Origin of the sequence: Streptomyces sp. NPDC007084 (assembly GCF_040703595.1) — a bacterium.
Classification (GTDB): Bacteria; Actinomycetota; Actinomycetes; order Streptomycetales; family Streptomycetaceae; genus Streptomyces.
Map to the genome: position 1 here is coordinate 77505 of NZ_JBEYFY010000014.1, position 24392 is coordinate 101896.

18 protein-coding genes are annotated in these 24392 nt (G+C 72.2%); 13 read left to right on the forward strand and 5 right to left on the reverse strand.

Translation table 11 applies throughout. From position 1 onward, the window contains the following. Nucleotides 1-544 precede the first annotated feature (544 nt). A complete protein-coding gene (locus AB0912_RS14790; protein ID WP_366699471.1) occupies nt 545-3706 on the reverse strand; it encodes a tetratricopeptide repeat protein in 3162 nt (1053 codons plus the stop codon). Continuing rightward, on the reverse strand, nt 3703-5541 hold the full coding sequence (locus tag AB0912_RS14795) for an HSP90 family protein (RefSeq protein ID WP_366699473.1): 1839 nt from the start codon (nt 5539-5541) through the stop codon (nt 3703-3705). The genes AB0912_RS14790 and AB0912_RS14795 overlap by 4 nt, the downstream gene beginning before the upstream one ends. 163 nt (nt 5542-5704) lie before the next feature. On the opposite strand from AB0912_RS14795, the gene recG reads away from it, so the two are divergent. The 8 genes from recG to mutM all read left to right on the forward strand — a co-directional run bounded on the left by recG (nt 5705) and on the right by mutM (nt 13372). Continuing rightward, nucleotides 5705-7921 carry an ATP-dependent DNA helicase RecG gene (gene recG / locus AB0912_RS14800; RefSeq protein WP_366699475.1) on the forward strand — a complete coding sequence of 739 codons (2217 nt, stop codon included), beginning with the start codon at nt 5705-5707 and terminating at the stop codon, nt 7919-7921. 192 nt (nt 7922-8113) lie between these two features. Beyond that, a complete protein-coding gene (rsmD, locus tag AB0912_RS14805) occupies nt 8114-8701 on the forward strand; it encodes a 16S rRNA (guanine(966)-N(2))-methyltransferase RsmD (protein ID WP_366699477.1) in 588 nt (195 codons plus the stop codon). Continuing rightward, the gene (gene coaD, locus AB0912_RS14810; RefSeq protein ID WP_366699479.1) at nt 8698-9207 is read left to right on the forward strand and encodes a pantetheine-phosphate adenylyltransferase; all 510 of its coding nucleotides are present in this window, start codon (nt 8698-8700) and stop codon (nt 9205-9207) included. Before rsmD ends, coaD begins: the two co-directional genes overlap by 4 nt. A gap of 99 nt (nt 9208-9306) precedes the next feature. Beyond that, entirely contained in the window at nt 9307-10386 is a 1080-nt protein-coding gene (locus AB0912_RS14815) for an ATP synthase F0 subunit B (RefSeq protein ID WP_366699480.1), read from the forward strand. A gap of 177 nt (nt 10387-10563) precedes the next feature. Continuing rightward, entirely contained in the window at nt 10564-11208 is a 645-nt protein-coding gene (locus AB0912_RS14820) for a YceD family protein (RefSeq protein WP_366699482.1), read from the forward strand. Between the two features lie 2 nt (nt 11209-11210). Beyond that, a complete protein-coding gene (gene rpmF / locus AB0912_RS14825; protein ID WP_006139588.1) occupies nt 11211-11384 on the forward strand; it encodes a 50S ribosomal protein L32 in 174 nt (57 codons plus the stop codon). Nucleotides 11385-11403: 19 nt separating this feature from the next. Continuing rightward, nucleotides 11404-12270: a ribonuclease III gene (gene rnc, locus AB0912_RS14830; protein WP_366699484.1), complete on the forward strand. Its 867-nt coding sequence runs from the start codon at nt 11404-11406 to the stop codon at nt 12268-12270. Nucleotides 12271-12511: 241 nt separating this feature from the next. Next, nucleotides 12512-13372 (forward strand): bifunctional DNA-formamidopyrimidine glycosylase/DNA-(apurinic or apyrimidinic site) lyase, encoded by an 861-nt coding sequence (gene mutM / locus AB0912_RS14835; protein ID WP_366699486.1) that lies wholly within the window; start codon nt 12512-12514, stop codon nt 13370-13372. On the opposite strand, the gene AB0912_RS14840 is transcribed toward mutM, so the two are convergent. Beyond that, nucleotides 13369-13785 carry a helix-turn-helix domain-containing protein gene (locus AB0912_RS14840; RefSeq protein ID WP_366699488.1) on the reverse strand — a complete coding sequence of 139 codons (417 nt, stop codon included), beginning with the start codon at nt 13783-13785 and terminating at the stop codon, nt 13369-13371. The genes mutM and AB0912_RS14840 overlap by 4 nt on opposite strands. 262 nt (nt 13786-14047) lie before the next feature. Next, nucleotides 14048-15010 carry a CAP domain-containing protein gene (locus tag AB0912_RS14845; RefSeq protein WP_366699489.1) on the reverse strand — a complete coding sequence of 321 codons (963 nt, stop codon included), beginning with the start codon at nt 15008-15010 and terminating at the stop codon, nt 14048-14050. A gap of 154 nt (nt 15011-15164) precedes the next feature. Here AB0912_RS14845 and AB0912_RS14850 point away from each other — a divergent pair, with 154 nt between their 5' ends. The 4 genes from AB0912_RS14850 (at nt 15165) to AB0912_RS14865 (ending at nt 21805) form a co-directional block, all read left to right on the forward strand. Then, entirely contained in the window at nt 15165-15446 is a 282-nt protein-coding gene (locus AB0912_RS14850; protein ID WP_366699491.1) for an acylphosphatase, read from the forward strand. 378 nt (nt 15447-15824) lie between these two features. Then, a complete protein-coding gene (locus AB0912_RS14855; protein ID WP_028802434.1) occupies nt 15825-16028 on the forward strand; it encodes a hypothetical protein in 204 nt (67 codons plus the stop codon). Between the two features lie 256 nt (nt 16029-16284). Then, nucleotides 16285-20019 carry an AAA family ATPase gene (locus tag AB0912_RS14860; RefSeq protein ID WP_366699492.1) on the forward strand — a complete coding sequence of 1245 codons (3735 nt, stop codon included), beginning with the start codon at nt 16285-16287 and terminating at the stop codon, nt 20017-20019. A gap of 367 nt (nt 20020-20386) precedes the next feature. Next, nucleotides 20387-21805 (forward strand): sugar porter family MFS transporter, encoded by a 1419-nt coding sequence (locus AB0912_RS14865; RefSeq protein ID WP_366699493.1) that lies wholly within the window; start codon nt 20387-20389, stop codon nt 21803-21805. Nucleotides 21806-21936: 131 nt separating this feature from the next. Here AB0912_RS14865 and AB0912_RS14870 read toward each other — a convergent pair whose 3' ends face one another. Continuing rightward, nucleotides 21937-22905, reverse strand: a complete 969-nt coding sequence (locus AB0912_RS14870) for an LLM class flavin-dependent oxidoreductase (RefSeq protein ID WP_366699495.1) — start codon at nt 22903-22905, stop codon at nt 21937-21939. A gap of 161 nt (nt 22906-23066) precedes the next feature. Here AB0912_RS14870 and ftsY point away from each other — a divergent pair, with 161 nt between their 5' ends. Beyond that, nucleotides 23067-24269, forward strand: coding sequence for a signal recognition particle-docking protein FtsY (gene ftsY / locus AB0912_RS14875; RefSeq protein ID WP_366699497.1), 1203 nt, complete (start codon nt 23067-23069; stop codon nt 24267-24269). Nucleotides 24270-24392: the final 123 nt, after the last annotated feature.

The window sequence follows — 24392 nt, forward strand, 5'->3', positions numbered from 1 at the left end:
AGGGCCTGTCTCCCGGCGCTGTTCCGACCGGGGGTGTGGGCTCTCGGCGCGCTCTGGGTGCGCTGGGGTGCGCTTACGTCCCGGTCGGGACCGGCATTCGGACGGGGGCGGGACCGGGTCCCGAGCCAGGCCTGACCGTGGCCCGCCAGGTCCGGATCACGGCCGGGCCCGGGTCAGGCTGGGCAGGCCCGGATCAGGCAGGGCCCCTGGATCAGGCCGGCCCGGATCACGCCGGACAGGCTCGCATCAGGCAGCATCCGATCAGGCCGGCCCGGGTCACGCCAGGCAGGCCGGGATCAGGCCGGGGAGGCTCGGATCACGGGCCGGCCCGAGTGAGACTGGGCAGGCCCGGATCAGGCAGGCCCCCGGATCAGGCCCTCGGAGCAGGCCGGCCCGGATCACGGCCAGGCAGGGCCGGGATCGCGCCGGCCGGGCCCGGGGCAGGCCCGGATCACGCCGGGCAGGGCCCGGGTCATACCCGGCAGGCCCGGATCACGTCAGCCAGGTCCGGATCACCCCGGTCAGGCCCGGCGCAGGACCCGGATCAGGTCCTCCCCGGGCCCTCCATCAGTTCCCGCAACCGTTCCGCCTCCGTGCGGCGGGCCTCGGCCGTCTCTCCGGGCAGGCGGGGGCAGGCGTCGAGGACCGCGGCGGCGCGCGCCGCCGCCGCCTCGCGTCGGCCGAGGTCCGCCTCCAGCCGGCCGGCGGCCAGTTCGGCTCCGGTGCGGGCGTCGAGGAAGTCGTCCCCGAGCGAGGTGAACGCGGCGACGGCGTGGCCGAGTTGGCCGAGGGCCTCCTCGAACGCGGCCCGCGCGGAGGCCTCTTCCGCGTCGTCCCGCACCGAACGGGCGATCAGGTCCCCGAACTGCCGGTGCGTGTGCCCGAGTTCGGCGACCATCCGGCGCCACGCGTCCTCCGCGTCCTCCGCGTCCTCCGCCTCCCGCGCCTCCTCGGCGTCCGCTCCGGCCGAGGAAGGCCCGGCACCCGGCGAGCCGGGAGCGTCCGCCGGGTGCTCGACCGCGGCGGCGCACTCCCTTAGCGCCGCCTCCATCAACTCCCGTGCCTCGGCGAGCCCTTCGCCCCGGTGGGCCGCCGACCACGCACGTGCCCGGAGCGACCGGACCAGCCCGTGCACATTGCCCAGCTCGCGCCACAGATCGCCGGCCCGGGCGTACGCCTGGTCCGCCTCGGCGGTCAGCCCGGCGCGGCCGAGCGCCTCGGCGGCGAGATGCGCGAGCATCGCGTGATCCCGCTGCCCGGGCCAGTGCCGGGCGATGTCCGCCGCCCGCAGCCAGTGCTCGGCCGCCGCCCGGTGTTCGCCCAGCTCGGTCAGACAGTCACCGAGCCACCAGCGCGTCTGCACGATCGCGCCGTCGCCGTGCGTCTCGCCCGTGAGGTCGGGCAGCGCCGACTCCAGGATCTCGGCGGCCTCCGCCCACCGCCCCTGCCGGAGCAGGAAGCCGCCGAGCTGATGCCGCGCCCAGGCCCCGAGCGTGCCGGCCTCGCCCGCCTCGTCGGCCCAGTGCGCCGCCTCCAGCGCGTGGTCCGAGGCGGCACCCGCCTGCCCGGTGGCCGCCAGGATCTCGGCCAGCCGCAGATGGAGCTGGGCCTGACCGGTCGGCTCCAGATGGCCCGCGCCGTGCTCCAGGGCGGCCCGCGCCGACCGTTCGGCCAGCTCCGCGTCGCCCAGGTGCAGGGCGATCCCGGCCAGCCGGGAGTCGTACTCCACCGCGAACCACGGCAGCCCCGCCGCCACGAACCCGTCGACGGCCAGCGTGAGCGACGCGACCGCCGCCGCCCCGTCCCCGGCGCGCGCCGCCAGCTCCCCGAGCATCGCGTGCGCCTCCGCGCCCCGCGAGGCCACGGCCACGTCGTCGGCGATATACGGCTCCACCAGGGCCGACAGCTCCCGGGCCGCCCCTTCCGCGGCGCCCAGGACGTCGTCCTCCGGACCCGGACCTGGACCTGGACCCGGACCCGGACCGGCGGCCGGAGCGCCCGCCTCCGACTCCGCGGACGACGACTCCGCGGACGCCGACTCCGCCGCGGCTTCCGCCTCCTCCACCCGGTACATCAGCGTCCGCGCCCGGCCGACCAGCACCGACGCCGTCTGCGACACCCCGGTGCCGCCCCGCGCGTACAGGGCGAGCGCCTCCTCGCGCAGCTCGTCGCCGGTCGCCAGCGCCGCCGCCGTGTCGCCGGTCAGCGCGCGTACGAACGCGGCACGGGAACGCGCCGCTAGTGCCTCACCGGGGTCGCCCGCCTCCGCGTACAGTTCCGCCGCCCGCAGGAACAGGCCGGCGCCCTCCGGGCCGCGCTCCATCGCCGCGTGATCGGCGATCTCCGCGCGGTCGCGGACGTCCAGCTCGTGCCCCTCGGCGGCGCGCGCGACCGCCGCCCACGCCTCCATCGCCTCCGGGCTGCGGCGCGCGGACAGCCGCCGGGCCTCGGTGAGCAGCGCCTCCAGACCGGCCGCCGCGCTCCCGCCGGGCGCGGGGTCACCGGTCTCGCCGTGCCCGGAGGCCCCGGCGCCGGGCTGCGCGGGAGTTGCCGGGGCGGCCTGCGGGCGCTGCGCGGCGCCGGCCGGCCGGGTGGACCGTACGCCCAGCGGCAGCCGGTCCACCAGGGCCGGCTGGTCCATCCGGGCGCGGGCCCGCTCGCTCACGTACGACGTGCCGTTGCGCGCGTCGAACAGGGCGGCCAGCGCGAGCGCCTCCCCGCGCGCGTGGACGGCGAGTCCGGCCGCCGTCCACTCCCGGCCGGCCGGGCCGGGCACCGTCTGCTCCCCGAACCCCAGAGCGGTCAGGCGGTCCATGAGGAGCGCCACCACCGCCATGAAGTCCAGCTTGCTGCGCGGCTCCCCGGAGTCCGTGAAGTAGGCCGGCCGCTCCGCGAGGAGTTCCAGGGCACGCGCCTCGTTGCCGGTGACCGCGCAGAACTCCACGTGGTCCGCGTAGGCGCCCCGCATGCTCTCCATGGCCCGCACCAGCCGGAAGCCCCGCAGGTGATGGGCGCGCGCCTCCTCGGCCCGCCCGAGCCGCAGCAACGGCAGCAGCGATGAGGCGAGCACCGTGTGCGGCTCGTGGGCGCAGCCGAACTCGCCCTCCAGCACCGGCGCCCACAGCTCCAGCGCCTCGGCGTCCGCGCCGCACCGCGACCGCCACCACCCCTGCCCGTGCAGCTCGCACGCGTGACAGTCGGCCATCGTGTCGCGGTCCGCGGCGAGCCAGGCACCGTACGCCCGCTCGGCCCGCTCCATGTCGCCCAGATGCGCGGCGACACTGAACTCGGCGCTGCGCACGGCCCGTTCGGAGTGGCCGGCGAGGCGGTAGCGGTGCTCCATCTCGCCGAGCCACTTCTCTATGGAGGCGAGCGGGACGTGCGGCTGGCCGAGCATGCCCGCCGACACCCACTTGAAGACCCAGTGCAGGGAGTGGATCTCGTACTCGTCGAAGTCCTCGGGCCGTTCGTCCCACATGCGCAGCAGGCGCGCGAAGGGCACGAACATCTTGTCCTTCTCGGAGCTGTAGTTGTAGACCTTCAACTGGTGCCCGAGCGCCTCGATCACGGCGAGCGGGATGCCCAGTTTCTCGGCCTCCAGCAGGAGTTGCTCCGCGCGCGCGTTGCGGGCGGGACCCTCCGGCTGCCCGTAGTTGTCCGCCATCGCCTGGCGCAGCGTGTCGAAGTCCATGCCGGCCGGGCTCATCGGCGGTCGTCCTTTCCGGGGTCGGTGTGCGTGGCCCACTCCAGCAGGCCGATGAAGGCGCGGTTCAGCAGCGCGGAGTCCGCCGGCCGCAGCGGGCGCTGGGCCATCAGCAGGGCCTGCCCGTAGAGGGACTCGGTGGCGGTGCCGATCAGGTCCGGGTCGTCGAGCGAACCGATGCGCCGGATCAGCGGGTTGAGATGGTTCAGCACCAGCCGCGCGCGCGGGGCGCTGCCCCGCAGCGAGCCCAGGATGCCCGCCCACAGGTCGTCGGCCTGCTCCTCGGCCTCCGCGCGGGCCTGCTCGTGCCGGGCCGCCCGGTCGTCCAGATGCAGGGCGGGCACCGACAGCGGATGGAAGGCCCGCAGGACGACATCGCAGCCCAGCGGGTCGAGCCGGGCCCGCGCGGCGGCCAGGAACGCCGACAGGGCCAGCTCCTCGGCCGGGTCCACCAGGTCCAGATGGGCGGTCACGGTGTCCGCGTCCAGCTCCGAGACGACCGTGCCGGGACGCACCGAGGGCAGCGCCTCGACCAGCTCGCTGTCGTACGTGTAACCGCCGTTGACGACACCGACGCCCTGCGCGGACGCGATCGGCGCGACCTGCCGGTACTCCTCCACCGTCCGCGTGAAGTGCACCACCGGGTGCCGCTGCGCGAACTCCTCCAGGGACAGCCGTCCGTCGGTCGTCTCGAACGGCAGCCACGGCAGCATCGTGCGCAGCATCTCCGGGTCGTGCCGCGCCAGCGACTTCACCCCGAGGTGGTGCACCGACAAGAACGCCGCCAGCCGCTCCGGGTCACCCGCCGCGAGCCCGGTCAGCCAGGACCGGATGCGCTCGCCCAGCGCCTCCCGTACGGCCGCGAGCGTGTCGTCCTCGTACAGCGACTCGCGGGACGCGGTGGGCCGCAGACTGTCCGTGTCCAGGACGCAGCGCACGAAGAACGCCCAGTCGGGCAGGAGCTGTTCGGCCCGCTCGGTGAGCAGCATGCCCTTCAGGTGCACCCGGTGACTCGCCCGCTGCGCGGGACTGACCGCCGACGGCAGCACATAGGCCACCCCCCGGACCCCGGCCAGCGGCACGTCCAGGTCGATCGAGTCCAGCGGAGTGAACCCGAACAGCTCGTGACAGTGCCGGGCCAGCGCCACCCGGCGGGTCGCCGGACTCGGATAGGCGCGGTCCCAGGGCGCCGGAAGATCCGCGATCGGCTCGTCGCCCACCCGCACGTCGTACGGCAGCAGCGCCCCGAACTCCCGCGCGAGGGACCGGACCCGCTCGGCGCCCAGCCACTCGCCGGCGCCGGCGCGCGCCTCCAGGTGCACGGTGGTGCCCGGTTCGGGGCGCGCCGAGTGCGGCAGCGTGCGCACGGTGTACGAACCGTCGTCGGCCGCCGTCCACTCGACCGGCGGCGCGTCGGGCGTCCGCGCGCTGCGGCTGACCACCCGGATGCGCTCGGCGACGACGAAACACGCCAGCAACCCGATGCCGAACTGGCCGAGGAAGTCCGAACGGGCCGCCTCCAGACCGTCGTCGCGCTTGGAGCTGCGGCCGATCGTCGCGAGCAGACCGTGCACATCGGACTCGGTGAGCCCGATGCCGGAGTCCTCCACGTGCAGCGTGCCGCCCTCGGCACGCAGCCGCACCGTGGCGGGCGCGCCCGGCTGCTCGGCGCGGCGCGCGGTGATCGCGTCCACGGCGTTCTGCAGCAGCTCGCGCAGGTAGACCTTGGGGCTGGAGTACAGATGACGGGAGAGCAGGTCGACCAGACCGCGCAGGTCCACCTGGAACGTGTGAGGAGACGGGGAGGCCGGAGAAGGCTGAGAAGTCTGGGAGTCCATCGTCGCTGCGCCGGTGGGGGGACGTGCGACGGCGCGGGGTCGGGCGGTCCCGGGGGAGGGTGACCGCGAAGAGGGCCGGAGCGCGTCATCCTAGGCCCGGAACGAGCCGTCTGACCAGCGGATTTCCGGTACGTATACGGCAATGTCAGTGGCGTGGTGTGCAATGGATCTCGTGCCCGTGCTCGATGAACCACTGAAGAAGGCGCTCGGTGCCGCCACCGCGAAGGTGATGGCCGAGCACCTCGGCCTGCACACCGTCGGCGATCTGCTGCACCACTACCCGCGCAGATACGAGGAGCGCGGGCAGCTCACCCACCTCGCCGACCTGCCGATGGACGAACACGTGACCGTGGTCGCCCAGGTCGCCGACGCGCGCCTGCACACCTTCGCCTCCTCCAAGGCGCCCCGCGGCAAGGGCCAGCGCCTCGAAGTCACCATCACGGACGGCAGCGGCCGCCTCCAGCTCGTCTTCTTCGGCAACGGCGTGCACAAGCCCCACAAGGAGCTGCTGCCCGGCACCCGCGCGATGTTCTCCGGCAAGGTCTCCGTCTTCAACCGCCGCCTCCAGCTCGCCCACCCGGCGTACGCGCTGCTGGGCGGTGACGGCGACGAGGCGGCGGAGAGCGTCGACAGCTGGGCCGGCACCCTCATCCCGATCTACCCGGCCACCGCCAAGCTGGAGTCCTGGAAGATCGCCAAGTCGGTGCAGACCGTCCTGCCGAGCGCCCAGGAAGCCGTCGACCCCCTCCCGGACGCCCTGCGGGACGGCCGCGGCCTGGTCACCCTCCCCGAGGCCCTCCTCAAGATCCACCGCCCGCGCACCAACACGGACGTCGCCGAAGCGCGCGCCCGCCTCAAGTGGGACGAGGCGTTCGTCCTCCAGGTCGCCCTGGCCCGCCGCCGCCACGCGGACGCCCAACTCCCCGCCGTGGCCCGCGTCCCCGCCCCCGACGGCCTGCTCACCGCCTTCGACGCCAAGCTCCCCTTCACCCTCACCGACGGCCAGCGAAAGGTCTCCCAGGAGATCTTCGACGGCCTCGCCACCGAACACCCCATGCACCGGCTCCTCCAGGGAGAGGTGGGAAGCGGGAAGACCTTGGTGGCCCTGCGCGCCATGCTCGCCGTGGTCGATGCCGGGGGACAGGCCGCGATGCTCGCGCCCACCGAGGTGCTCGCCCAGCAGCACCACCGGTCGGTCACCGAGATGATGGGCGAGCTGGCCGAGGGCGGCATGCTCGGCGGGGCCGAGCACTCCACGAAGGTCGTGCTGCTCACCGGCTCCATGGGAGCGGCGGGCCGCCGGCAGGCGCTGCTCGATCTGGTCACCGGCGAGGCCGGGATCGTCATCGGCACGCACGCGCTGATCGAGGACAAGGTCCAGTTCCACGACCTGGGCCTGGTCGTGGTGGACGAACAGCACCGCTTCGGCGTCGAGCAGCGCGACGCCCTGCGCGGCAAGGGCAAGCAGCCCCCGCACCTGCTGGTCATGACCGCCACCCCCATCCCGCGCACGGTCGCGATGACGGTCTTCGGCGACCTGGAGACCTCCGTCCTCGACCAGCTGCCCGCCGGCCGCTCCCCGATCGCCAGCCATGTCGTCCCCGCCGCCGACAAGCCGCACTTCCTCGCCCGCGCGTGGGAGCGCGTGCGCGAAGAGGTGGAGAACGGCCATCAGGCCTACGTGGTCTGCCCCCGCATCGGCGACGAGGAGGACGACCCGAAGAAGGCCAGGAAGAAGCCGTCCCCCGAGGACGACGCGGAGAAGCGTCCGCCGCTGGCCGTCCTGGACGTCGCCGCCCAGCTCGCCAAGGGCCCCCTCCAGGGCCTCCGGATCGAGGTCCTGCACGGCAGGATGCACCCGGACGACAAGGACGCCGTGATGCGCCGCTTCGCCGCCGGCGAGACGGACGTCCTGGTCGCGACGACGGTCATCGAGGTCGGGGTGAACGTACCGAACGCCACCGCCATGGTGATCATGGACGCCGACCGGTTCGGCGTCTCCCAGCTCCACCAGTTGCGCGGCCGGGTCGGCCGCGGCTCGGCGGCCGGGCTCTGCCTGCTGGTCTCCGAGATGCCCGAGGCGAGCCCGGCCCGCCAGCGGCTGAACGCGGTGGCGGCCACGCTCGACGGCTTCGAACTCTCCCGTATCGACCTCGAACAGCGCCGGGAGGGCGATGTGCTCGGCCAGGCCCAGTCCGGCGTCCGTTCCTCCCTGCGGATGCTCGCCGTCATCGAGGACGAGGAGATCATCGCGGAGGCCCGCGAGGAGGCCACCGCGGTCGTCGCCGCGGACCCGGAGCTGACCGGCCTCCCCGGCCTGCGCACCGCCCTGGACGCCCTGCTGGACGAGGAGCGCGAGCGGTACCTGGACAAGGGCTGAGCGGCGGGGAGCCCCCGCCGGCAGACGGGCCAGGGGTGGGCCGCCGCCGGCAGACGGGCCAAGGGTGAGCCCCCGCCGGCAGACGGGCCAAGGAACGCTGACCTGCCCCCGGCCGGGACGGTGAGCGGCGGTGAGCCGGTCCTGGCTGAGAGACTGGGGGCGTCCGAATCACCCCCAGCGCAAAGGACCCTCATGACCCGCGTGATCGCCGGCCGGGCCGGCGGACGCCGTCTGGCCGTCCCGCCGGGCACCGGCACCCGCCCCACCTCCGACCGGGCGCGCGAGGGCCTCTTCTCCACCTGGCAGTCCCTGCTCGGCGGCCCGCTGGACGGCGAGCGCGTCCTCGACCTGTACGCCGGGTCCGGCGCCGTCGGCCTGGAAGCGCTCAGCCGCGGCGCCGGACACACCCTCCTCGTCGAGGCGGACGCCCGCGCGGCCCGGATCATCCGGGAGAACGTGAAGACACTGGGCCTGCCCGGCGCCGAGGTCAGAGCGGGCAAAGCGGAACAGATCGTCCGCACCGCCCCGCCGACTGAACCGTACGACCTGGTCTTTCTCGACCCCCCGTACGCCGTCTCGGACGACGATCTTCGCGAGATCCTGCTCACACTCCGGACGGGGGGCTGGCTCGCGGAGGACACCCTCGTCACCGTGGAGCGCAGCACCAGAGGCGGCGAATTCGCGTGGCCGGACGGTTTCGAGGCCCTGAGGGCCCGTCGATACGGCGAGGGCACGTTTTGGTACGGTCGCGCCGCCTCTACGTGCGAAGACGCACGATGACCGGACCGGAGAGCGAGGGACCACTGTTGCGCCGCGCCGTCTGTCCGGGGTCATTCGACCCCATCACCAACGGACACCTCGACATCATCGCCCGCGCCTCCCGGCTGTACGACGTCGTCCACGTCGTGGTGATGATCAACCAGTCGAAGAAGGGCCTGTTCACGGTCGACGAGCGGATCGAGCTGATCCGCGAGGTCACCTCCGAGTACGCGAACGTCCAGGTCGAGGCCTACCACGGCCTCCTCGTCGACTACTGCAAGCAGCGCGACATCCCGGCCATCGTGAAGGGCCTGCGCGCGGTCAGCGACTTCGACTACGAACTCCAGATGGCCCAGATGAACAACGGCCTCTCCGGTGTCGAGACCCTCTTCATCCCCACCAGCCCCACCTACAGCTTCCTGTCCTCCTCGCTGGTCAAGGAGGTCGCGCAGTGGGGCGGCGACATCAGCCACCTCGTGCCGCCGGTGGTCCTGGAGCAGCTCACCGAGCGGCTCGGCAAGCAGTGAGCGCCTGACAGTGCGTCACCCGGTGTCGTCCGGGGCGGGAGTGGTCGTACAGTCGACCCGTCCGTCTCCATCACAGCTTTAGAGAGTGGCGAGCACACGGTGGACGTGCAGAAGAAGCTCGATGAGATCGTCGCGGCGGTCAGCGGCGCCCGGTCCATGCCCATGTCGGCCTCGTGCGTGGTCAACCGCGCCGAGCTGCTCTCGATGCTCGAAGAGGTACGCCAGGCCCTGCCCGGCTCACTCGCCCAGGCGCAGGAGCTGATCGGCGGCCGGGAGCAGATGGTCGAGCAGGCCCGTCAGGAGGCCGAGCGGATCATCGAGAGCGCGCACGCCGAGCGCGGCTCCCTGATCTCCGACACCGAGGTCGCCCGCCGCTCGCAGAACGAGGCGGACCGCATCCTCGCCGAGTCCCGCAAGGAGGCCGAGGAGATCCGCGCCGAGGCCGACGACTACGTCGACTCCAAGCTCGCCAACTTCGAGGTCGTCCTCACCAAGACCCTCGGCTCCGTCGGCCGGGGCCGCGAGAAGCTCCTCGGCACCGGCCCGGGCGTCGACGACCAGGGATACGAGGACGAGGACGCCCCCGAGCGCAGCCACGACCCCGAGACCCTGCGCCGCAACGCCGACGAATACGTCGACATCAAGCTCGGCGCCTTCGAGGCCGTCCTCGCCAAGACCCTGGAGGCCGTCGGCCGCGGCCGGCAGAAGCTGCACGGCCGGATCGCCAGCGACGACCTCGGCGACCTGACCCCGTTCGGCGACGACGGCACGCCGGGCCTGCACACCAGCGACTCCGACTACCTGGCCGGCCTCGCCGAGCTGGCCGAGGCCCCCGAGCAGCCCGCGCCGGCCGCCGAGCCCCCGGCCCAGCAGCCGTCGTACGGCCGGCAGCAGGAGGCGTACGCCTACCAGCACCAGCAGGACGATCCGTACGGCTACCAGCAGCAGTACGCCCAGCAGCCCGACCCCTACGGCTACCAGCAGGCCGACCCGTACGCCGCGTACCAGCAGCAGGGCTACGACCAGCAGCCCGCGTACGACCAGAACCAGCAGCAGGGCTACGTCCAGCCCGGGCACGTCCCGGAACAGCAGGGGCTGGACGAGACGAGCCTCTTCGACACCAGCATGATCAGCGCCGAGCAGCTCAGGGCCTACGAACAGGGGCGCGGCGGCCACTGACGGCCGCACCCGCGACGGCGCGCGCCGGCGCCCGGAGCGGAGACCGCGCACCGGATTGGGCCGTGAGCGAAAGGTCCAGTATCCTGGCTCTTCGGTCGCGTGTACGTCCGCGATCAGCGCTGCCCGCGAAGCACCAAGGGGGCAGCGTCCCCATGAGCTCGAAGATCGAAAGCAGGAATGGCCCTGAACGCCCGCCTCGACCACCGCAACCCGCTCGTGTTCGACACACACGAGCTGGGCCGGCGTCCTGGCGCGCTCCAGCGCCTGAACCGCACGATCGACGCACCCCCGGATCTCGGGATCCAGGATGTCATCGGAGTGCCGGAAGGCGCCCCGGTGGAGCTCGACCTCCGCCTGGAGTCGGTCATGGAAGGGGTGCTTGTCACAGGCACCGCCCGTGCATCGGCCAAGGGGGAGTGCGTAAGGTGTCTGGAGCCGCTTGAGCAGGTGCTCGAAGCGGACTTCCAGGAGATGTTCTCGTACCCTGACGCCGACGACCGGGGCCGCCCCAAGGCGGAGCCGGCCGACGACGCCGAGGACGACGAGGACACGCTCTTTCTTGAGGACGGCCTGTTCGACCTCGAACCCGTGCTGCGTGATGCGGTGGTGCTCGCACTGCCGATGCAGCCGGTGTGCCAGGACGACTGCCCGGGCCTGTGCTCCGAATGCGGAGCCCGGCTGGCGGACGACCCGGAGCACCACCATGACGCCGTCGACATCCGTTGGGCGGCACTGCAGGGACTCGCCGGTTCACTCGAAGATGGCGAGAAGGACGAGTTGAGCGGCGCCGAACCTGGCGTCGACGAGAAGCAGGAGAAGTAGCCGTGGCTGTTCCGAAGCGGAAGATGTCGCGCAGCAACACGCGCCACCGCCGGTCGCAGTGGAAGGCTGCGGTCCCCACCCTGGTTGCGTGCGAGCGCTGCCACGAGCCCAAGCTGCAGCACATCGCGTGCCCGGCTTGCGGCACCTACAACAAGCGCCAGGTCCTCGAGGTCTGAGCGGCCGGTGAGAGGTCTGATGTCTGACGCCAAGAAGCGCTCTCTCCGCGCAAGCGGAGGTGCCCCGGCGGACAACACAGCCTCGTCCCACACGCTTCTGGAAGGGCGGCTCGGCTACAAGCTCGAGTCCGCCCTTCTGGTGCGTGCGCTGACCCACCGTTCCTACGCGTACGAGAACGGCGGTCTGCCGACCAACGAGCGCCTGGAGTTCCTCGGGGACTCCGTGCTGGGGCTCGTGGTCACGGACACGCTGTACCGCACCCACCCCGACCTGCCCGAGGGCCAACTGGCCAAGCTGCGGGCCGCGGTGGTCAATTCTCGTGCGCTGGCGGAGGTGGGCCGCGGCCTCGAACTCGGCTCCTTCATCCGGCTCGGCCGGGGCGAGGAAGGCACGGGAGGCCGGGACAAGGCGTCCATCCTCGCCGACACCCTCGAAGCGGTGATCGGCGCTGTCTATCTCGACCAGGGTCTGGAAGCGGCGGGCGAACTCGTCCACCGGCTCTTCGACCCGCTGATCGAGAAGTCCTCGAACCTCGGTGCCGGCCTGGACTGGAAGACCAGCCTCCAGGAGCTCACCGCGACCGAGGGGCTCGGCGTTCCCGAGTACCTGGTCTCGGAGACCGGCCCCGACCACGAGAAGACCTTTACTGCTGCCGCCCGCGTCGGAGGCGTCTCGTACGGCACCGGCACCGGCCGCAGCAAGAAGGAGGCGGAGCAGCAGGCCGCGGAGTCCGCGTGGCGTGCCATCCGCTCCGCCGCGGACGAACGCGCGAAGTCGGCCCAGGCCGCGGAGCAGGCGGCTGACGCCGCCCACCTCGCGGCCCAGGACGCCGAGGGGACCGCCGACACCCCCTCGACGCCGAGCACCGACACGGCCACGGCCTGATCCTTCACCCGAAGCACCGCACCACCGCATCGCCGCACCACCGGACCCCGCCGCAGCGCGCCAGCGCCGCGGCGGGGTCCGCGCGTGTGCGGGGGTGGTGATGCGCAGGCGCAGGCGCGTGTGCGGCGTGCGGGGGTGTCCCGGCCCGCTCGCGGGGCCCCCAACTCCTCGTCGGCGGCGCCCGCCTGCCGCGATGTACGCTTCCGGCATCACCCTCAGCCCGCCCCTCCGGAGGAGTCCCGTGCCCGAGTTGCCCGAGGTCGAAGTCGTGCGGCGGGGCTTGGAGCGCTGGGTGTCCGGGCGGCTCGTCAAGAGCGTCGAGGTACGTCATCCCCGCGCCGTACGGCGGCACTTGGCAGGACCGGACGGCTTCGCGAAGTCCCTCGCGGGGCAGCGGATCGGCGCGGCGATGCGCCGGGGCAAGTACCTGTGGCTGCCGCTGGACGACTCCCCGTACTCCGTGCTCGCGCACCTCGGGATGAGCGGCCAGCTCCTCGTGCAGCCCGAGGCGGCCGTGGAGGAGAAGCACCTGCGCATCCGGGTCCGCTTCGAGGACGACCTCGGCACCGAGCTGCGCTTCGTCGACCAGCGGACCTTCGGCGGGCTGTCGCTGCACGAGAACACCGCGGACGGGCTGCCCGACGTCATCGCGCACATCGCCCGCGATCCGCTGGACCCGCTCTTCGACGACGCCGCGTTCCACCTCGCGCTGCGCGCCCGCCGCACCACGATCAAGCGCGCGCTGCTCGACCAGTCGCTGATCAGCGGTGTCGGCAACATCTACGCGGACGAGGCGCTGTGGCGCTCCAGGCTGCACTACGAACGTCCGACGGGGACCATGACCCGGCCGCGCACCACCGAACTCCTCGGCCACGTCCGCGAGGTCATGAACGACGCCCTCGCCGCCGGCGGCACCAGTTTCGACAGCCTGTACGTCAACGTGAACGGCGAGTCGGGCTACTTCGACCGCTCGCTCGACGCGTACGGGCGCGAGGGCGAGCCCTGCCGCCGCTGCGGGACGCCGATGCGCCGCCGGGCGTGGATGAACCGCTCCAGCTACTTCTGCCCGCGCTGCCAGCGCCCGCCGCGCACCGCCTTCTAGGCTTTCTCGGCTCCGCGCGTCTCGTCGTAACGCCGTCGGGACTCCAGGACCTCGTCCATGGCGCCCTCCACGAACGTGATGAGGGTCAGCAGACGCTCGGCGACCTGGCGGCCCAGCGGCGTGAGGCTGTAGTCGACGCGCGGCGGGTTCGTGGGCTGAGCGTCCCGGTGCACCAGGCCGTCGCGCTCCAGGGCGTGCAGGGTCTGGGAGAGCATCTTCTCGCTGACGCCGTCGACCCGGCGGCGCAGTTCGTTGAAACGGAACGTGCCCTCGTGCAGCGCCCCCAGCGTGAGCGCGCCCCAGCGGCCGGTGACATGCTCCAGCGTGCCGCGCGACGGACACCCCCGCGCGAACACGTTGTACGCGAGATCCTCACAGCCGGGACGCTCAAAGGCCGCGCTGACGCTTTCCATACCCGGAGCATACGCAGCCACAGCGCTTCCGAAAAGGTCGCACTAACCAGAAGTTAGCGACCGCCGCCTCGCCCGAGCCCGGCGCCCTGGAACGAGACACATCTGCCCAGGCCACGGCCAATGCCCTCGCCGGACCCACGCGAAGACCCAGAACACCGCCCCCTGGGGCCGACCCCGGTCCCGCCCCCGAGGGAGCCGCCGGGACGGCCGCGCGCGTACGCAGGCGGGCGGGCGCCGCCGGGTGCTGGGCCCTACGGTCGGCTCAGTAGCCGAAGTCCTGGGTCCACCACGGGCCGCCCGTGCCGAAGTGGGCTCCGACGCCGAGGGTCTTGAAGTCGCAGTTCAGTATGTTCGCGCGGTGGCCGGGGCTGTTCATCCAGGCTTCCATCACCGCTTCCGCGGTGGACTGGCCGCGGGCTATGTTCTCGCCGCCGAGGCTGGTGATGCCGGCCTTCGCCGCGCGGTCCCAGGGGCTGAGGCCGCTCGGGTCGGTGTGGTCGAAGAAGTCGCGGGCCGCCATGTCCTCGCTGAAGGCCTGCGCCAGGTCCGACAGCGCGCTGTTCGCGGACACCGGGCTGCAGCCCACCTTGGCGCGCTCGTCGTTGACGAGCTTGAGCACCTCGGCCTCGGCCGCCGTCTGGGCGGACACGGTCACCGGGGCCTCGGGCGCCGGAGCCTTGGTCGCCGTCTTCGAGGGCTTCGGGGCGGCCTCGGGGGCCTTCGACTCCTTGGTCGGCTCCGCGCTCGGCTTCTTCGAGGGCGTCTTCGTGGGAGCGGCCGACGGGGCGGAGGACGAGGGGGCGGCCGAGGGGGTCGCCGCGCGGTGGGCGTCACGGCTCGTCGCCGTGTCGTCGTCGTGCGCCTCCGCGCTGCCCGAGGTGCCGCCCTGCTGGGTCTCCAGGCCGGACGGGGAACTGGCGGCCTGCACGTTGTCCGCGTTGCCGCCCCCGCCGAGCGCGTAGTTGTCGCTGCCGGGCAGCACGCCGGCCGCGACGGCGACCGTGCCGAGGGCCACGGCCGCGGAGACACCGAGCAGACCGGTGCGTACCGGGGTCGCGCCCTTCTTCTTGCGGTGCGAGCGGGCGGACGACGTGGACGGGAGATCGGCGACGGCCGCGTAGCCGTACAGGTTCTCCGGACCGTAGTTCTCCGTGTGGGCCCCGTGCTGGTCGGTGGCGCGGCCTGTGGCGGCGCGGCCGGCGGCGTGGCGTCGGTGGCGTCCCATCTCCTGGGCCTTCCTCGATCTTGCGTCAGGCGATCCTCAAACGAACCCCACTCGAAAGAGTGAGTTTCCAATGAGACTCATTGGGTGGGGACGGTACCCCATGGCGCAAGGGGAGGAAGTGCTCCGCGGGACATTGTCCGGTTAGCGTGCACCCATGAACGAGGTTGTACGGCTGGTCGTCTGGGTGCGCGGACGCGTCCAAGGTGTGGGTTTCCGCTGGTTCACGCGTGCCCGGGCCCTGGAGATCGGCGGGCTGAGTGGTTTTGCTCTCAATCTGGACGACGGACGCGTCCAAGTGGTCGCGGAGGGCCCCCGCGACGGCTGTCAGGATCTGCTCGACTGGCTCCAGGGCGACGACACGCCCGGCCGGGTGGACGGAGTCACTGAGATCTGGGACACGCCCCGGGGGATCTACGACGGCTTCGCCATCCGCTGACGAACTCGGCCCCGACGCCTCCCCGGCAGGCACCCGCGCATGCCCCGGGCACCTGCCCGAAGCGGAAACCACCAGGTGGTTGCCAAGACGGCCGCGAAGTGGCAGGCTCGCGAGGTAACGATGATCTCCACGCCCTGAGGTCCCGCAGGAGTCGCAGCGCAGCCGGTTGAGAGCCGCGCGACAGCGGGTTGCCCACCAATACGGGGCGTGATCGTGTTGACCGTCAAACTTTTTGGTGAGACTCTGAAAGCCCCGCGCACCTTAGCTGTTTGGCATGTGGAACGGCAGCAAAACATCAGCAGTGCCAAGCATCGCGGGTGCGATCCCTCACGACCCACACCGCTTCGGTCGGTCACTCATTGTGGAGGACCATCCATCATGGCAAAGGCGCTTCTCGGTTACGTCGGCGGTTCCGACCCGCGGCTCATCGCCGAGATGCGACGGCTCCAGCAGCGCGTACAGGACCTCGAATCCGAGCTTGTACGGATTCAGGCCGAGAACGACGCGCTCGCGGCTGCCGCTTCTCACGACTCGCTTCTCGAAAGCATCGACGTACCCCAGGCGGAGCCTGCGCTCACCTGATCGCTGCACGGCACCACGACGACAGCAGTGGTCGGGCGGCCCGAATGAACCGCTGACCCGGATCAACCGCTAAGTTGTCAGATTTGCAAGGGACGCCTCTTCGGCGTCCCTTCTTTCTTGCCCGGCCCCCGCCTCCGGCCCCCGCTCTCGCGAGCCCCCGTCCCCTCTCTTTAACGTGTGGTCTGCCCTCCGCGCTAAAGAGTGAAACCGCGCGTTCATGGAGTGAGACGCGGCCCGAAAGGTAGAGTCCGGCGGCGTGCACCTCAAGGCCCTGACCCTGCGCGGGTTCAAATCGTTCGCCTCGGCGACCACGCTGCGGTTCGAGCCGGGCATCACCTGTGTCGTGGGCCCCAACGGCTCGGGCAAGTCCAACGTCGTGGACGCGCTGAGCTGGGTCATGGGCGAGCAGGGCGCCAAGTCGCTGCGCGGCGGCAAGATGGAAGACGTCATCTTCGCCGGCACCACAGGCCGCCCGCCGCTCGGCCGCGCCGAGGTCTCCCTCACCATCGACAACTCCGACGGCGCCCTGCCGATCGAGTACGCCGAGGTCACCATCACGCGGATCATGTTCCGCAACGGCGGCAGCGAGTACCAGATCAACGGCGACACCTGCCGCCTGCTGGACATCCAGGAACTGCTGTCCGACTCCGGCATCGGCCGCGAGATGCACGTCATCGTCGGCCAGGGCCAGCTCGACTCCGTACTGCACGCCGACCCGATGGGCCGCCGCGCCTTCATCGAGGAGGCCGCCGGCGTCCTCAAGCACCGCAAGCGCAAGGAGAAGGCGCTGCGGAAGCTGGACGCGATGAAGGCGAACCTCGCCCGCGTCCAGGACCTCACGGACGAACTGCGCCGCCAGCTCAAGCCGCTCGGCCGGCAGGCCGCCGTCGCCCGCCGCGCCGCCGTCATCCAGGCCGACCTGCGCGACGCCCGGCTGCGCCTGCTCGCCGACGACCTCGTCCGGCTGCGCGGGGCGCTCCAGTCCGAGATCGCCGACGAGGCCGCCCTCAAGGAACGCAAGGAGTCCGCCGAGGCCGAGCTGAAGAAGGCGCTCCAGCGCGAGGCCCTGCTGGAGGACGAGGTCCGCCGGCTCACCCCGCGCCTGCAACGCGCCCAGCAGACCTGGTACGAACTCTCCCAGCTCGCCGAGCGGGTCCGCGGCACGATCTCGCTGGCCGACGCGCGCGTGAAGAGCGCCACCTCCGCGCCCCCCGAGGAGCGGCGCGGACGCGACCCCGAGGACATGGAGCGCGAGGCCGCCCGGATCCGTGAACAGGAGGCCGAACTCGAAGCGGCCCTGGAAGCGGCGGAGCGGGCCCTGGAGGACACGGTCGCGCACCGCGCCGAGCTGGAGCGCGACCTCATGGTCGAGGAACGCCGCCTCAAGGACGTGGCCCGCGCCATCGCCGACCGCCGCGAGGGGCTCGCCCGCCTCAACGGGCAGGTCAACGCCGCCCGTTCACGCGCCGCGTCCGCGCAGGCCGAGATCGACCGGCTCGCCGCCGCACGGGACGAGGCACAGGAACGCGCGTTCGCCGCCCAGGAGGAGTACGAGCAGCTCAAGGCCGAGGTCGAGGGCCTCGACGCGGGTGACGCCGACCTCACCGACCAGCACGAGGCCGCCAAGCGGGCGCTGGCGGACGCCGAGGCCGGCCTGAGCGCCGCCCGTGAGGCGGTCACCACGGCCGAACGGCGGCGGGCCGCGACCCAGGCCCGCCACGAGGCCCTCGCGCTCGGGCTGCGGCGCAAGGACGGCACGGGCGCGCTGCTCGGCGCCCGCGACCGGCTGACCGGCCTGCTCGGCCCCGCCGCCGAACTGCTCTCGGTCACCCCCGGCTTCGAGGTCCCGCTCGCCGCCGCGTTCGGCGTGGCCGCCGACGCCATCGCCGTCAGCACCCCCGCCTCCGCCGCCGAGGCCATCCGCCTGCTGCGCAAACAGGACGCCGGCCGGGCCGCCCTCCTGCTCGCCGGCGCCCCCGACGATCCCGACGACCCGTACGACGGCGACACGGAGGGTGCGACGGACGCGGAGGGTGCGACGGACACGGAACGGGCGGGGGCCCCGAGGGGTACGGGACCCGACGCCGCAGCCGTGTATGAACCCGCCCGCGGGTATGGACCCGGGCCCACGAACGAGGCCGGCCACATCAACGCCCCCGGCGGTGTGGACCACCTGCTCGCCCCCGACGGCATCCGGCGCGCCGCCGACCTCGTACGCGGCCCCGCCGAACTCATGCCCGCCGTACGCCGGCTGCTGCGCGGGATCGTCGTCGTCGGCACCCTGGAGGACGCCGAGGACCTCGTCTACGCGCGCCCCGGACTCACCGCCGTGACCGCCGAGGGCGACCTGCTCGGGGCGCACTTCGCGCACGGCGGGTCCGCGGGCGCGCCCAGCCTTCTCGAAGTACAGGCCTCCGTGGACGAGGCGGCGGCCGAGCTGGAGGAGCTGGCCGTGCGCTGCGAGGAGCTGACCGAGGCACAGCGCCGCGCCGCCGAGCTGCGCAGCGGGCGGGCCGCCCTCGTCGAGGAGCTGGGGGAGCGGCGGCGGGCCGCCGAGCGGGAGAAGTCCTCGGTCGCCCAGCAGCTCGGCCGGCTGGCCGGGCAGGCGCGGGGCGCGGCGGGCGAGGCCGAGCGGAGCACCGCTGCCGCCGCCCGCGCGCAGGACGCCCTCGACCGGGCCCTGGAGGAGGCCGGGGAACTGGCCGAACGGCTCGCGGTGGCCGAGGAGATGCCCGTCGAGGAGGAACCCGACACCTCGGCCCGGGACCGGCTCGCCGCGGACGGCGCCAACGCCCGGCAGACCGAGATGGAGGCCCGGCTCCAGGTACGTACGCACGAGGAGCGGGTCAAGGGCCTCGCCGGACGGGCCGACTCGCTCGACCGGGCCGCCCGCGCCGAACGCGAGGCACGCGCGCGTGCCGAGCAGCGCCGGGCCCGGCTGCGCCACGAGGCGGCCGTCGCCGAGGCCGTCGCCTCCGGAGCGCGGCAACTGCTCGCGCACGTCGAGGTCTCGCTCGCCCGCGCCGACGAGGAGCGCACCGCCGCCGACGGCGCCAAGGCGCGGCGCGAGCAGGAACTCGTCGCCGCGCGCGGCCAGGGCCGCGACCTCAAGGCGGAGCTGGACAAGCTCACCGACTCGGTGCACCGCGGTGAGGTGCTGGGCGCCGAGAAGCGGCTGCGCATAGAGCAACTGGAGGCGAAGGCGCTGGACGAGCTGGGCGTCGAGCCGGCGGGACTCGTCGCGGACTACGGCCCAGACCAGCTCGTACCGCCGTCGCTGCCCGCCGAGGGCGAGGAGCTGCCCGAGGACCCGGAGCACCCGCGCAACCAGCCCCGGCGCTTCCACCGCGCCGAGCAGGAGAAGCGGCTCAAGTCGGCCGAACGCGCCTACCAGCAGCTCGGCAAGATCAATCCGCTCGCCCTGGAGGAGTTCGCCGCGCTGGAGGAGCGCCACAAGTTCCTCAGTGAGCAGTTGGAGGACCTCAAGAAGACGCGGGCCGACCTCCTCCAGGTGATCAAGGAGGTCGACGAGCGGGTCGAGCAGGTGTTCACCGAGGCGTACCGGGACACCGCCCGGGAGTTCGAAGGGGTCTTCAGCCGGCTGTTCCCCGGCGGCGACGGGCGGCTGATCCTGACCGACCCGGACAACATGCTCACCACCGGCGTCGACGTCGAGGCCCGGCCGCCCGGCAAGAAGGTGAAGCGGCTCAGCCTGCTCTCCGGCGGCGAACGGTCGCTGACCGCCGTCGCGCTGCTGGTGTCGATCTTCAAGGCGCGACCCAGTCCGTTCTACGTGATGGACGAGGTGGAGGCGGCGCTCGACGACACCAACCTCCAGCGGCTGATCCGCATCATGCAGGAGCTGCAGGAGGCCTCGCAGCTCATCGTGATCACGCACCAGAAGCGCACGATGGAGGTCGCCGACGCGCTGTACGGCGTCTCCATGCAGGGCGACGGCGTCTCGAAGGTCATCAGCCAGCGCCTGCGCTGACCCCGGAAGGACATCAGCGCCTGCGCCGCCCCCCGGACGGACGCACAGGGGCCCCGGCTTCGCCGTGTTCCGCGCATCACATCCGTGTATCTCCCACGGAGTTACTTCCGAGGCTTCGGGGGCACAAGGCCCTGTGTTCAGCCGTTCGAGGGTCAATCATTCAACTCTTGAACACAGTCGCACTCGTTCGGGCGCACAAACTCACAGCAGGCCAACTATTGACTTCGAAACTTGAAGGCATAGTCTCTGCAACGTTGCTTTTACCTTCAGGTGGTGGGTGACGTGAAGTTGTGCGCCACTGGTACCACCATCGAAGGGTTTCGCCCCCCACCCCCGGCAGCGAGGCCGGTGGCCCGAGGAGTTTTACGTGACCAGCGCAGCGCAGGCACCTCAACCGGTAGCCAAGTCGGCTCATCCCGAACATCTCGGGCATGTCATCTTCATCGCGGCCGCCGCCGCGATGGGCGGTTTCCTGTTCGGTTACGACAGCGCCGTCATCAACGGAGCCGTCGAGGCCATCCGCAGCCGCTACGACATCGGCTCCGCGGCCCTGGCCCAGGTCATCGCCATCGCCCTGATCGGCTGCGCCATCGGCGCCGCGACCGCCGGCCGCATGGCCGACCGCATCGGCCGTATCCGCTGCATGCAGATCTCCGCGGTCCTGTTCACCATCAGCGCCGTCGGCTCGGCCCTGCCCTTCGCGCTGTGGGACCTCGCCTTCTGGCGCATCATCGGCGGATTCGCCATCGGCATGGCCTCCGTCATCGGCCCGGCCTACATCGCCGAGGTCTCCCCGGCGGCCTACCGCGGCCGGCTCGGCTCCTTCCAGCAGGCCGCGATCGTCGTCGGCATCGCCATCTCCCAGCTCGTCAACTGGGGCATCCTGAACGCCGCCGACGGCGACCAGCGCGGCAAGCTGCTGGGCCTCGAGGCCTGGCAGGTCATGCTCGGCGTCATGGTCATCCCGGCCGTCCTCTACGGCCTGCTGTCCTTCGCGATCCCCGAGTCGCCGCGCTTCCTGCTGTCCGTCGGCCGGCGCGACCGCGCCCGTGAGGTGCTCAGCGAGGTCGAGGGCGACGGCGTCGACCTGGACGCCCGCGTCGACGAGATCGAGCACGCCATGAAGAGCGAGCACAAGTCGAGCTTCAAGGACCTGCTCGGCGGCACCTTCTTCTTCAAGCCGATCGTCTGGATCGGCATCGGCCTCTCGGTCTTCCAGCAGTTCGTCGGCATCAACGTCGCGTTCTACTACTCCTCGACGCTGTGGCAGTCGGTCGGCGTCGACCCCTCGGACTCGTTCTTCTACTCGTTCACCACGTCGATCATCAACATCGTCGGCACCGTGATCGCCATGATCTTCGTGGACCGGATCGGCCGTAAGCCGCTCGCCCTCATCGGCTCGGTGGGCATGGTCATCGGCCTCGGCCTGGAGGCCTGGGCCTTCTCCTACGACCTGGTCGACGGCAAGCTGCCCGCCACCCAGGGCTGGGTCGCCCTGATCGCCGCCCACATCTTCGTCCTCTTCTTCGCCCTCTCCTGGGGTGTCGTGGTCTGGGTGTTCCTCGGCGAGATGTTCCCGAACCGGATCCGCGCCGCCGCCCTCGGTGTCGCCGCCTCCGCGCAGTGGATCGCCAACTGGGCCATCACCGCGAGCTTCCCGTCGCTGGCCGACTGGAACCTCTCGGGGACCTACGTCATCTACACGATCTTCGCCGCGCTCTCCATCCCGTTCGTGCTCAAGTTCGTCAAGGAGACGAAGGGCAAGGCCCTGGAGGAGATGGGCTAGCCCCTCCCGCGCCACCGGCCGACCCCGCGCGGGCGCCGGTGGCCCCCGGAACTCGGGGAGGAGGGCCAAGTCCCCGCTGCCCCTCTCCTCGTACTCGTGAGAGACGTACCGCCCCGGTTCGGACCGTCAGGTCAGTCGAGCCGGGGCAGTACGTCGTCGCAGAAGAGCCGCAGACCGCGCCACCCCTCCTCCAGCGGCATCCCGCCGGCCAGCGGGTGCAGGACCAGGTTGTCCAGACCCGCCGCCACACACTGGTCGGGCGTCAGGACGCGGTAGACGCCCTCGGCGCGCAGCTCCCCGACCGTCGTGGCCGCCGACCGTACCGCCGAGCGGATCTCCCCGGACTGCCAGGAGGCGTACGTCCGTGCCTCGTGCAGGAAGTGCCGGCCGTACTCGGCCCAGGCGCGGTCCGGGTCCTGCGAGATGTGCAGCAGCGGGGTCTCGGCGCCGGGCATCATGGTCCAGCCCTCCGTGCCGTACTCGCCCAGGCACTCCTTGTAGTACGCCTCCAGCTCGGGCAGGTGCGCGCTCGGGAAGAACGGCAGCCCCAGCCGGGCCGCGCGCCGGGCCGCCGCCCGGGAGGAGCCCCCGACCAGCAGCAGGGGGTGCGGATCGGAGAACGGGCGCGGGGTGACCCGTACCGTCCGGCCCCGGTAGTCGAACTCCTCGCCCGTCCAGGCCTTGAGGAGCGTCTCCAGCAGCTCGTCCTGGAGCCTGCCGCGCCGCTTCCAGTCGACGCCGAACTGGGCGTACTCCTCGGGCCGGTAGCCGATGCCCGCCACGGTCACCAGGCGCCCGCCGCTGAGCAGGTCCAGCACGGCGATGTCCTCGGCCAGCCGCAGCGGGTCGTGCAGCGGCCCGATGACCGCCGAGACCGTGACCGCCACGTTCCGGGTCGCCCCGAACACCGCGCCCGCGAACGCGAACGGCGAGGGCAGCCAGTTGTTGCCGACCCCGTGGTGCTCCTCGGTCTGCACCGTGGTGATCCCGCGGTCGTCGGCGTACCGGGCCATCTCGACGGCCGCCCGGTAGCGCGCGCTCAGCGAGGCGGGTGTGGCACCGGGTTCCACGAGGTTGAAGCGCACGACCGACACGGGCATGGGAGCCCCCCTTCGTGTGGGATGGGGGAGGTTAGCTGACGGTGCGTCAGGTATCCAGGGCCGTGACGCCCCGCGCCGGCTCCTCGTACGAAACGACAAGACTTCTCGCGCGCGGGGGAAAATCCCTCCCGGGCGGGCCATGGCTGATACTGGGGGACGTTATGGAAACCGTCATCCTTGCTGTAGTCATCGCCGTGGTCGTGATCGGCGCGCTCGGCGGGCTCGTCGTCGGCAGTCGCAAGCGCAAGCAACTGCCCCCGCCGCCCCCGTCCGCCCCCGACATCACCGCCCCGCCGGCCGAACCGCACGTCGGCGACGAGGCCGAGACGCCGTCCGACGAATCGCGCCGCACGATAGAGGAAGTGGATCTCCCCGACCGCTCGGCCGAAGCGCCGGTCGTCGTGGAGGAGCCGCCGGCCGCCCCCGGCATCGAGATCCCGGAACCGACCGCCGGCCGCCTGGTGCGCCTGCGCAGCCGGCTCTCCCGCTCGCAGAACGCGCTCGGCAAGGGGCTGCTCACGCTCCTGTCCCGCGAGCACCTGGACGACGACACCTGGGAGGAGATCGAGGACACCCTGCTGACCGCCGACGTCGGCGTGCAGCCCACCCAGGAACTGGTCGACCGGCTCCGTGAGCGCGTCCGGGTGCTCGGCACGCGCACCCCCGAGGAGCTGCGCGCCCTGCTGCGCGAGGAGCTGCTCCAGCTTCTCGTCCCCGAGTTCGACCGCGAGGTGAAGACCGACTCCAACCTCGACACCCCGGGCATCGTGATGGTCGTCGGGGTCAACGGCACCGGCAAGACCACCACCACCGGCAAGCTCGCGCGCGTGCTCGTCGCCGACGGCAAGAACGTCGTGCTCGGCGCCGCCGACACCTTCCGCGCCGCCGCGGCCGACCAGCTCCAGACCTGGGGCGAGCGCGTCGGTGCCCGGACCGTCCGCGGTCCCGAGGGCGGCGACCCCGCCTCGATCGCGTTCGACGCGGTCAAGGAGGGCATCGAGGAGGGCGCGGACGTCGTCCTCATCGACACCGCGGGCCGGCTGCACACCAAGACCGGCCTGATGGACGAGCTGGGCAAGGTCAAGCGCGTGGTCGAGAAGCACGCCCCGCTGGACGAGGTGCTGCTCGTCCTCGACGCCACCACCGGCCAGAACGGTCTGATCCAGGCCCGGGTGTTCGCCGAGGTCGTGGACATCACCGGCATCGTGCTGACCAAGCTCGACGGCACGGCCAAGGGCGGCATCGTCATCGCGGTCCAGCGCGAGCTGGGCGTGCCCGTCAAGCTGGTGGGGCTCGGCGAGGGCGCGGACGACCTGGCGCCGTTCGAGCCGGAGGCGTTCGTTGACGCCCTTATCGGAGAGTGACCACCCGCGCGACCGCGTAGGTGCCCGAAGAAGCGCCCGCCTCCCGAGACGTACTCGGGGGCCGGGCGCTTCGGCGTACGGGGCGGGGACGGCTCCCGTCGGACGCAGGGAGGTCGGAACGGG